The 9,283-nt window shown below is 72.3% G+C and carries 6 protein-coding genes and 2 pseudogenes; 7 read left to right on the forward strand and 1 reads right to left on the reverse strand.

Annotated elements, in window-relative coordinates; translation table 11 throughout:
• Positions 1 to 80: 80 nt before the first annotated feature.
• The 4 genes and pseudogenes from J7E97_RS30030 to J7E97_RS30045 all read left to right on the forward strand — a co-directional run bounded on the left by J7E97_RS30030 (position 81) and on the right by J7E97_RS30045 (position 4,174).
• Complete coding sequence (locus J7E97_RS30030; RefSeq protein ID WP_215033858.1) at positions 81 to 941, forward strand: M24 family metallopeptidase; 861 nt, start codon at positions 81 to 83, stop codon at positions 939 to 941.
• Positions 938 to 2,734, forward strand: coding sequence for an SDR family oxidoreductase (locus tag J7E97_RS30035; RefSeq protein ID WP_215033860.1), 1,797 nt, complete (start codon positions 938 to 940; stop codon positions 2,732 to 2,734). Before J7E97_RS30030 ends, J7E97_RS30035 begins: the two co-directional genes overlap by 4 nt.
• A 101-nt stretch (positions 2,735 to 2,835) precedes the next feature.
• Positions 2,836 to 3,249 (forward strand): annotated as a pseudogene (locus J7E97_RS30040) (metal-dependent hydrolase); the annotation flags it as partial.
• Between the two features lie 10 nt (positions 3,250 to 3,259).
• Positions 3,260 to 4,174, forward strand: a complete 915-nt coding sequence (locus J7E97_RS30045) for a MerR family transcriptional regulator (protein ID WP_215033864.1) — start codon at positions 3,260 to 3,262, stop codon at positions 4,172 to 4,174.
• Between the two features lie 104 nt (positions 4,175 to 4,278).
• On the opposite strand, the gene J7E97_RS30050 is transcribed toward J7E97_RS30045, so the two are convergent.
• On the reverse strand, positions 4,279 to 5,091 hold the full coding sequence (locus J7E97_RS30050) for an aquaporin (RefSeq protein WP_215033866.1): 813 nt from the start codon (positions 5,089 to 5,091) through the stop codon (positions 4,279 to 4,281).
• A 133-nt stretch (positions 5,092 to 5,224) separates the two neighbouring features.
• On the opposite strand from J7E97_RS30050, the gene J7E97_RS30055 reads away from it, so the two are divergent.
• The 3 genes and pseudogenes from J7E97_RS30055 to J7E97_RS30065 form a co-directional block, all read left to right on the forward strand.
• Positions 5,225 to 5,764 (forward strand): RNA 2'-phosphotransferase, encoded by a 540-nt coding sequence (locus tag J7E97_RS30055; RefSeq protein WP_215033868.1) that lies wholly within the window; start codon positions 5,225 to 5,227, stop codon positions 5,762 to 5,764.
• A 199-nt stretch (positions 5,765 to 5,963) separates the two neighbouring features.
• Entirely contained in the window at positions 5,964 to 7,904 is a 1,941-nt protein-coding gene (locus J7E97_RS30060; RefSeq protein ID WP_215033870.1) for an HSP90 family protein, read from the forward strand.
• Positions 7,901 to 9,283: pseudogene (locus tag J7E97_RS30065) on the forward strand (tetratricopeptide repeat protein); the annotation flags it as partial. The gene J7E97_RS30060 and the pseudogene J7E97_RS30065, both read left to right, overlap by 4 nt.

Below are 9,283 nucleotides of genomic sequence, written 5' to 3' on the forward strand. Positions count from 1 at the left end.
CTTGACGTGACCTCCGGTCATTGTCACATTCATCAGTGTCAAGTTACGGGCGCGTACGGCTACACGGACGGACGGCTGGCATGGCTGGGCACACCAAGCAACGCACCACAGGACTCTCCGCGGAAGAACTGCGCGGGTTCAAGGAAGTGCAGCGCCTCTCCTACGAGTGCGCGGAGGCCGTCGCGGCGCAGCTGCGCCCCGGTGTGACTGAGCGCGAGGCCGCGCGGATGCAGCGCGACTGGCTGCGCGAGCGCGGGGTGCGGGACTGGTTCCACATGCCGTTCGCGTGGTTCGGCGACCGCACCGCCTTCACGAACTTCAAGATCCCCCTGCAGTTCTTCCCGACGAACCGGGCCCTGGAGCCGGGGATGCCGTTCATCCTCGACATGGCCCCGGTCCACAAGGGCTACACGGCGGACATCGGGTACTCGGGCAGCCTCGGCCTCAACCCGGTGCAGGACCGGCTCATGTCCGACCTCAGGGCACACCGCGCGCTGATCCTGGACCAGGTGCGCGAGCGCCGCTCCCTGCGCCACATCTACGAGGACGTGGAACGGCTGATGATCAGCCAGGGCTACGCGAACCGACACCGGGCCTATCCCTTCGGTGTCATCGCGCACAAAATAGACCGGGTCAAGGAGCGGAGCTGGTCGCCGACCGTGTTCGGCTTCGGCACCCAGGCCCTGAAGGGGCTGGCCTCGGACGCCCTGCACGGACACCGCGAGGGCTGGTCCCCGCTGTGGAGCCCGTACCACTTCTCCGACCATCCGCCGCAGCCCGGTTTGTGGGCGGTGGAGCCTCACCTGGGCTTCCGGGGCACCGGCGCGAAGTTCGAGGAGATCCTGGTCGTCACCGACTCCGGGGATCCCGAGGAGAGCGCGTTCTGGCTGGACGACGATCTGCCGCACGTGCGGCGCTGGGCTGAGGAGAAGTCGGCATGAGCGGAACGGCATTCGGGGCGGCATCGGGCTCGGCGTTCGCGGGGGCGCGCGAGCGCTGGGTGAGTACGGGCGGGATCGAGCTGTGCGTCGTCGAGCTCGGTGACCCACAGCTGCCGACCGTGGTCCTGGTCCACGGGTATCCGGACAGCAAGGAGGTCTGGTCGGAGGTCGCCGAGCGGCTGGCCCCCCGCTTCCACGTCGTGCTCTACGACGTACGGGGCCACGGCCGCTCCACGGCGCCGCAGCCGCTGCGCGGCGGTTTCACCCTGGAAAAGCTGACCGACGACTTCCTCGCGGTGGCGGACGCGGTCAGCCCGGACCGCCCGGTGCACCTGGTCGGCCACGACTGGGGCTCCGTACAGGGCTGGGAGTTCGCGACCGTCTCCCGCACCGAGGGCCGGATCGCCTCCTTCACCTCGATGTCGGGGCCCTCCCTCGACCACTTCGGGCACTGGATCAAGAAGAGGCTGGCGCGGCCCACCCCGCGCCGGGCCGCCCAGCTGCTGAACCAGGGCGCCAAGTCCTGGTACGTGTACATGCTGCACACGCCGGTACTGCCCGAGCTCGCCTGGCGCGGGCCGCTCGGCAAGCAGTGGCCGAAGCTCCTCCAGCGGCTGGAGAAGATCCCGGCCGGTGCCTACCCCACGGCCTCGCTGCCCTCCGACGCCGCCCACGGCGCCTGGCTCTACCGGGACAACGTCCGGCCCCGACTGCGCCGACCGCGCCCCGACGCGTACGCCCACGTACCGGTCCAGCTGATCACTCCCACCGGGGACGCCTTCCTCTCCGAGCGGCTCTACGACGAGCTGGAGCTGTGGGCCCCCGAGCTGGTCCGGCGCACCCTGCCGGCCAAGCACTGGGTGCCCCGGACCCGACCCGACCAGCTGGCCGCCTGGATCACCGAGTTCGTCACCTCCCGGGAGGAACCCGCCGCGCGGGCGCCCGAGCGCAGGGCCCCGGGCAAGTACGCGGACCGCTTCGGCGGCCAGCTGGTGCTGGTCACCGGAGCCGCCAGCGGCATCGGCCGGGCCACCGCCTTCGCGTTCGCCGAGGCCGGCGCCCGCGTGGTGTGCGTGGACCGGGACGCCGAGGGAGCGGTGCGCACCGCCGACATGGCCCGCCTGGTCGGTTCGCCCCAGGCCTGGGGCGAGTGCGTCGACGTCAGCGACGAGCAGGCGATGGAGAAGCTCGCGGCGAAGGTGGCCGCCGAGTACGGGATCGTCGACGTCCTGGTCAACAACGCCGGGATCGGCCTGTCGGGGCCGTTCCTGGAGACGAGCGCCGAGGACTGGAAGAAGGTCCTCGACGTCAACCTGTGGGGCGTCATCCACGGCTGCAGGATCTTCGGCAAACAGATGGCCGAGCGCGGCCAGGGCGGGCACATCGTCAACACCGCCTCCGCCGCCGCCTATCTGCCGTCCAAGACCCTGCCCGCCTACAGCACCTCCAAGGCGGCGGTGCTGATGCTGAGCGAGTGCCTGCGCGCGGAGCTGGCGTCGCAGTCGATCGGGGTCTCGGCGATCTGCCCGGGCATCGTCAACACCAACATCACCGCGACCTCCCGGTTCACCGGGGTGGACGCGGCCGAGGAGAAGCGGCGCCAGCAGCGCTCCTCGCGGCTCTACGGACTGCGCAACTTCCCCCCGGAGAAGGTCGCCGACGCGATCCTGCTCGCGGTGGTGAAGAACCAGGCCGTGGTCCCGGTGACTCCCGAGTCCAAGGGCGCCCTGTGGATGTCCCGGTTCGCGCCGGGCACCCTGCGGCGGTTCGCGAAGCTGGAGCCCAAGCTGTGAGCGGGCCCGCGGAGCCGGGCCGGGCGCCCCTGGGCGGCCCGCGCCCGACTTCGTACGCGATCACTGCGCGGCGGGTGGCCTTCGACTGGAAGACCACCCCGCTCGACCTGCTGCGCCGGCACGGCGCGGAGGAGGTGGAGCACCGTTCCGTCGCCTTCGACATGTACCAGCACCGCGGCGGCGCGGGTCTGCCCCGCTACGCGCGCCGCATCGAGGGCATGGTCGTGGTGGCGCCGGTCCTGGCCCGGCTGTGGGTGTCGGGGACCTCGTACCTCTTGCGCAACGACCCGCAACTGCCCGGCCGGCCCCGCTATTCGCTGCGCGCGCACCACCGCGCCGCGGCCGAGGGACTGCGGCCCACCTGGAGAGAGCTCGGCATGGCCATACCCCGCTACCTGCGGCGGTCGTACCATCCCTCGCAGGAGGGCTCGCTGCGAAGGGCGGTCGAGTACCTCGCGGCTTCGCCGACCGCCCGGTCCGCCGCGGGCGCGGTCGGCCGGGCCGCCATGTCGTAGGGAGCCGGGATTGTCCGATCAGGCAGTAGCCGAGTACCGGATCGAAGATCTGGCGCACCACAGCGGTGCGACCGTCCGCACGATCCGGGCGTACCAGGACCGCGGTCTGCTGCCGACGCCGGAACGGCGGGGCCGCTCCAACGTCTACCGGGACACGCATCTGGCGCGGCTGCGCCAGATCGCCGACCTGCTGGACCGCGGGTACACCCTGGCCTCCATCAAGGAGCTGCTGGAGGCCTGGGACGCGGGTCGCGGCCTCGGCGGTGTCCTCGGTCTGGTCGCCGAGGTGCACGGACCGTGGACGGACGAGGAGGCGGCCCGGATCAGCCGGGACGAGCTGAACGAGCGCTTCGGCGGCAGGCCCGACGAGGACGCGGTGGGCGAGGCCTGCGAGCTCGGGGTGCTGGAGCGGATCCCCGGATGTCCGGACCAGTTCCGCGTGCCGTCCCCGCAGGAGCTGGCGGTGGCCGCCGAGCTGTACGCGGCCGGGGTCCCGCTGCCCGCGATCACCGGGCACCTGCGGGAGTTGCGCGGCCAGGTGGAGCACATCGCGTCGCGCTTCCTGGAGTTCACCACGGAGCACGTCTTCGCCCGCTACCTGGGGGCCGTCCCGCCGACGGACTCGGACGCGGCGGAGGCGGCGACGATGGTACGCAGGCTGCGACCGCTGGCACAGCAGACGGTGGACGCCGAGCTGGCGCGGGCGATGCGGCTCTTCGCGACCCGGCACCTGCAACGGCACCTCGGCGCCGCCGGGGTGCCGCAGCCCTCGGGGCCGGCCCCGGTGGCGCTGCCCGCCGAAACGGTGCGGGCGGTGCAGGACCTGGTGGGCGCCGACCACATCGCGGAGTTCGTCCGGGCCGCCACGGAGCGGGAACTGCAGGCCCGGACGATGAACGAGCTGGCGAACCGGGGCGGCCGGTAGTACTCGATCAGTAGTCCACAGGGCGGATCACTCTTTTGCCGCCGAAACCTGCCCAAAGGGCTGTGGACAACTACGGTCCCCCTGTGGGGAACCGAGCCTTCCGCTCAGCTCGCGGTCTCGTACGCCGGTCCGGTCGTGCGGGTTTCGGCCACCGGAGCGGCGGGACCGGCCACTTCCGCCACCTCGATCACCTCGATCACCTCGACCACCGGGCTCTTCGAGGACGTGGTCGTGCGGCCGCTCCCGTAGAGCAGGGCCGCGAGGACCAGGCCGAGGATCCCGCCGACCAGCTGCGCCCCGACGAAGCCCGGCAGCGACTGCGGAGCGATGCCGGTGAAGGAGTCGCTGAAGCTGCGACCGATGGTGCCGGCCGGGTTCGCGAAGGAGCCGGAGGAAGTGAACCAGATCGCGGCGGCGATGTACGCGGCGACCGCGGCCGGGATGAGCTTCGGGCGGCCCATCCGCCCCAGCCCCTGGATCACGAGGACCAGTCCGGCCGTGGCGACGACCTCTCCGACGAGCAGGTGCCCGCCGTCGCGGACCTGGGTGGAGAAGGTGCCCGGAGTGCGGCCGAACATCACCTCGGCGAGGAGGGCTCCGCCGATGGCCCCGGCGGTCTGGGCCGCCGTGTAGACGAGGGCCTCGCGGCCGTCGAGCCCTTCGCCGCCGGTGCGACGGCCCCACCAGGAAGTGAGGGTGACGACGGGGTTGAGGTGGGCACCGGACAGCGGCCCGAAGAGGGTGATGATCAGCCCGAGGCCGATGGCGGAGACGAGCGAGTTGGCGACGAGGGCGACCCCCGTGTCGGCGGTGAGGGCGGCGGCCTGGATTCCGGAGCCGACCACGACCACGAGCAGGGCCGCGGTGCCGATGAGCTCGGCGGCCGCACGGCGCGACAGAGACGTGTTGGATGTCATGGTTTCTCCCCTGAGGCGGCAGCTCAGCGGAAAATATATTCCGTATCTTGGAAAGGCGATAGAGGGAGTCCAGGTTCCGCGGGGCGGCGATAATCCGCTGCGCCGGACCCGGCCGACCCGGCACGCTGGGCCAATGGATGACAGACGCACCGTGAAGGTGTCCAAATACGTCTCGAAACACCTGCGGCATCAGCCGGAACGGATCGGACTGGTGCTCGACCCACAGGGCTGGGTCGAGATCGAAGACCTCCTGAGCGCGGCGGCCGCACACGGTTTCCCCATCAGCCGGGCCGAGCTCGACCACGTCGTCGCCGCCAACGACAAGCAGCGCTTCGCCGTCGACGGCACCCGGATCCGGGCCAGCCAGGGCCACACCGTCCCCGTGGACCTGGACCTGCCGGAGGCCGAACCGCCCGCGTACCTCTACCACGGCACTGTCGCCGCCGCCCTGGACGCGATCCGCGCCGAGGGCCTGCGACCGATGGCCCGCCACCACGTGCACCTGTCCCCCGACCGGGAGACGGCGACCCGCGTGGGCGCCCGGCGCGGCCGGCCGGTCGTCCTCAGCGTGGACGCGGGGGCGATGCGCGCCGCCGGACACGTCTTCCGGATCAGTGCCAACGGGGTGTGGTTGGCGGATGCCGTGCCCCCGCAATTCCTGCGCTTCCCCTAGCCGACGGCGCGGTACGGGAAGGAGACCGGGAGCAGGACCGGGAGCAGAGCCCGGACAAGACCGGGGAGCGGAACCGGAAGCGTGAAATTCACGAAGGGATTGTCAGATCATCCCCCTACTCTGTTCCTCATTCCGGGATCTGTGAGGGGGGACCTCGCGGTCGCCGAACACGCCACGCCAGCACCCGAGGTGACGCACCATGACGTCCGCACAACCGACCCCTACCGCGAACGCCAAGGCCGAAGCCGAAGCCCGTGCCAAGGCCGAAGCCACAGCCGATGCCGCAGCCGCAGCCGCACCCGAAGCCGCCGATCCCGCGGCGAACACCTTCCAGGTCGATCTGCGCGGTCTGGTCGACCTGCTCTCCCACCACCTCTACTCCAGCCCGCGCGTCTACGTCCGCGAGCTGCTCCAGAACGCCGTGGACGCCGTCACCGCCCGCCAGGCCCTGGACCCCGCGGCCGAGATCCGCATCCGTCTGTCGGCCACCGCGAACCGGGTGACCATCGAGGACAGCGGCATCGGCCTGACCGCCGCCGAGGCCCACTCCCTCCTCGCCACCATCGGCCGCAGCTCCAAGCGCGGCGGTGACCACGGCCTGGAGACCACCCGTCAGGAGTTCCTAGGCCAGTTCGGCATCGGCCTGCTCGCCTGCTTCGTCGTCGCCCGCCAGATCCGCGTGGTCACGCGCTCCGCCCGCGACCCCCAGGCCGCGCCCGTCGAATGGCTGGCCACGGACGACGGCTCCTACACCGTCCGCGAGCTGCCCGCCGATGCCCGCCCGGAGCCCGGTACGACCGTCGTGCTCGAGGGCCGACCGGGCGCCGAGGAGTGGCTCGTCCCGGCCAAGGTCGGGCAGCTGGCCCGCGACTACGGCGCCCTCCTCCCCTACGACATCACCTTCGACGACGGCTCCGGCGACGGGCCCCGCCCCGTCACCGACCGGCCCGCCGTCTGGGACCGGACCTTCCCCACCCCGGCCGCCCGCCGCGTCGCGCTCGCCGGACACTGCGCGCAGCTCTTCGGCTTCACCCCGCTCGACAGCATCGACCTCGACCTGCCCGTCGCCGGAGTGCGCGGAGTCGCGTACGTCCTGCCCGAGCCGACCAGCCCCGCCCACCGGTCCGGACACCGCGTCCACCTCAAGGGCATGCTGCTGACCGACAAGGCCGACAACCTGCTGCCCGACTGGGCGTTCTTCGTCCGCGCCGCCCTCGACACCGACACCCTGCGGCCCACCGCGTCCCGCGAGAACCTGTACGACGACGAGACCCTGGCCGCCGTACGCGAGGCCCTCGGCGTCCGCATCCGAGGCTGGCTCACCGAGCTCGCCGCGAGCGAACCGGAACGGCTGGCCGCCTTCCTGAGCGTCCATCACCTCGGTGTGAAGTCGCTGGCCCGCCACGACGCCGAACTGCTCGGCCTGATGCTGCCCTGGCTGCCGTTCGAGACGAGCGACGGTTCGATGAGCCTGGAGGAGTTCGCCGCCGCGCACTGCGAGATCCACTTCACGCGCACCGTCGAGGAGTTCCGCCAGATCGCCCCGATCGCGGCGGCCCACGGCCTCGGCGTCATCAACGCCGGTTACACCTACGACGCGGACCTGCTGGCCCTGCTGCCCAGCGTGCGCCCCGACCTCACGGTCGCCGAGCTGGACGCCGGAGCCGTCACCGAGCGCCTCGACCCGGTCCCGACCGCCGCCGAGCTGGCCCTCGCCCCCTTCCTGGCCACCGCCCGCACCCGGCTGGAACCCCAGAGCTGTGACGTCGTCCTGCGCGCCTTCCAGCCCGTCGCCGTCCCCGCGCTCTACCTCGACGACCGCCAGGCCCGCCAGGAACGCGACCGCACCGCCGCCCTCGACAGCGCCGACTCGCTGTGGAGCGGCATCCTCGGTGCGCTGCGCGGCTCGGCGCCGCGAGCCCGCCTGGTCCTCAACCACAACAACCCGCTGATCCGCCGGATCGCGGCCCTCCCCGACGAGGCGCTGACCGCCACCGCCGTCGAATCGCTCTACGGGCAGGCCCTGCTGATGTCCCAGCGGCCGCTGCGCGCGGCGGACTCCACCCTGCTCAACCGGGCCTTCCTCGGGCTCCTGGAATGGGCCACCCACCCCGCCGACACCCGGGAGAACGAGAAGTGAGCACCATGACGCGCGAGGAGATCGAGCGCGGGCTGGCCGAGAACCGCCGGGCCCCGGGCGGCGCCGCCCGCAACGCTCACGCCGAGGCGCTGTCCGCCGCCGCCGAGGCCACCGGGGACCGGGAGCTGTTCCGCGAGGCACTGGACACCCTGATCAACGCCTACCTGTACAGCACCGAGTCGACGAAGATGCTCGTGCCCTTCGCCCGGCTGCTCCAGGAGTACGACAAGGATCCCGGCGCCTTCTCCGAGTGGGCCGCCCACTCGCTGTTCTGGCAGTTCAAGTGGGTGGCCACCGCCATCGGCAACTCGCCCGAGGTGCCGCTGGAGTCCGCCATCGGCTGGCTGGACGAGATGGAACGCCGCTACCGGATCGCCGGCTACGGCGAACGCCCCGTACGCGAGTCCGAGCTGTGGCTCGCCCACGCGACCGGCGACGACGAGCGGGCCGGGCGGGCGTACGCCCGCTGGCAGGCCGCCGAGCGCGACGACATGAGCGACTGCCACGCCTGCGAACTCAACTCCCAGGGCCACTACGCCGTGCTGCGCGGCGACGACGCCGAGGCCCTGGAGGTCTGGCAGCCGGTGCTGACCGGCGAGCGGACCTGCGCCGAGGAGCCCCACCGGGTGCTGGCCACCTCGCTCTTGCCGCTGGTACGGCTCGGCCGGTTCGACGAGGCCCGCTCGGCCCATCTGCGGGGCTACCGACTGGCCCGGGGCAACGAAAGCCTGCTGCCCTCCATCGGACGGCACATCGAGTTCTGCGCGCTCACCGGCAACGAGTCGCGCGGCCTGGAGATCCTGGCCGATCACGCGGCACACGTGGCCCCGCTCGCCAACCTCTCCGACCAGCTGGCCTTCCACGGCGGCGTCCTCGTCCTGCTGCGGCGACTGAAGGAACTGGGGCACGGGCAGAGCCCGGCCGTCCCCTACGAGGGTGTCCCGCACAGCGTGTCCGAGCTGTACGAGGCGCTGCGCGCGGGCACGCTCGACATCGCCCGCCGCTTCGACGCGCGCAACCGCGCCACCCGGACCTCGGAGCGGTTCCTCGCCCGGATCGGGCAGGCCCCGCTGACCGGGATGCTGCCGCTGGGCGTACGCAGCTCCGCGCTCTCCGCGCTCTCCGCGATCCCGCAAGCGCCCGCCGTCCCCGGACCGGCCCGGGCACAGGCGTCCGCCTCGGTCCCGGCGCAGGCACCGACGCAGACCCCGGCGCAGGCACCGGACGGAGGTTTCGCCGAGCTGGTGGAGCGTGCCCGGGCGGCGCGGGACTCCGGGCATCCGGGGTCGGACGCCCTGTGGGCCGAGGTGGCGCTGCGCCCCGAGGCCGCGGCGGACCCGCTGGCCGCCGCCGACGTGGCCGACCACCGGGCCCTGGCG

The organism is Streptomyces sp. ISL-66 (genome assembly GCF_018614135.1).
Lineage (GTDB): Bacteria > Actinomycetota > Actinomycetes > Streptomycetales > Streptomycetaceae > Streptomyces.

Bases quoted from the DNA above. Each gene is read 5' to 3' on its own strand.
- J7E97_RS30030 (WP_215033858.1), top strand. From the start codon at position 81: ATGGCTGGGCACACCAAGCAACGCACCACAGGACTCTCCGCGGAAGAA.
- J7E97_RS30035 (WP_215033860.1), top strand. From the start codon at position 938: ATGAGCGGAACGGCATTCGGGGCGGCATCGGGCTCGGCGTTCGCGGGG.
- J7E97_RS30050 (WP_215033866.1), bottom strand. From the start codon at position 5,091: ATGACATCCAACACGTCTCTGTCGCGCCGTGCGGCCGCCGAGCTCATC.
- J7E97_RS30055 (WP_215033868.1), top strand. From the start codon at position 5,225: ATGGATGACAGACGCACCGTGAAGGTGTCCAAATACGTCTCGAAACAC.
- J7E97_RS30060 (WP_215033870.1), top strand. From the start codon at position 5,964: ATGACGTCCGCACAACCGACCCCTACCGCGAACGCCAAGGCCGAAGCC.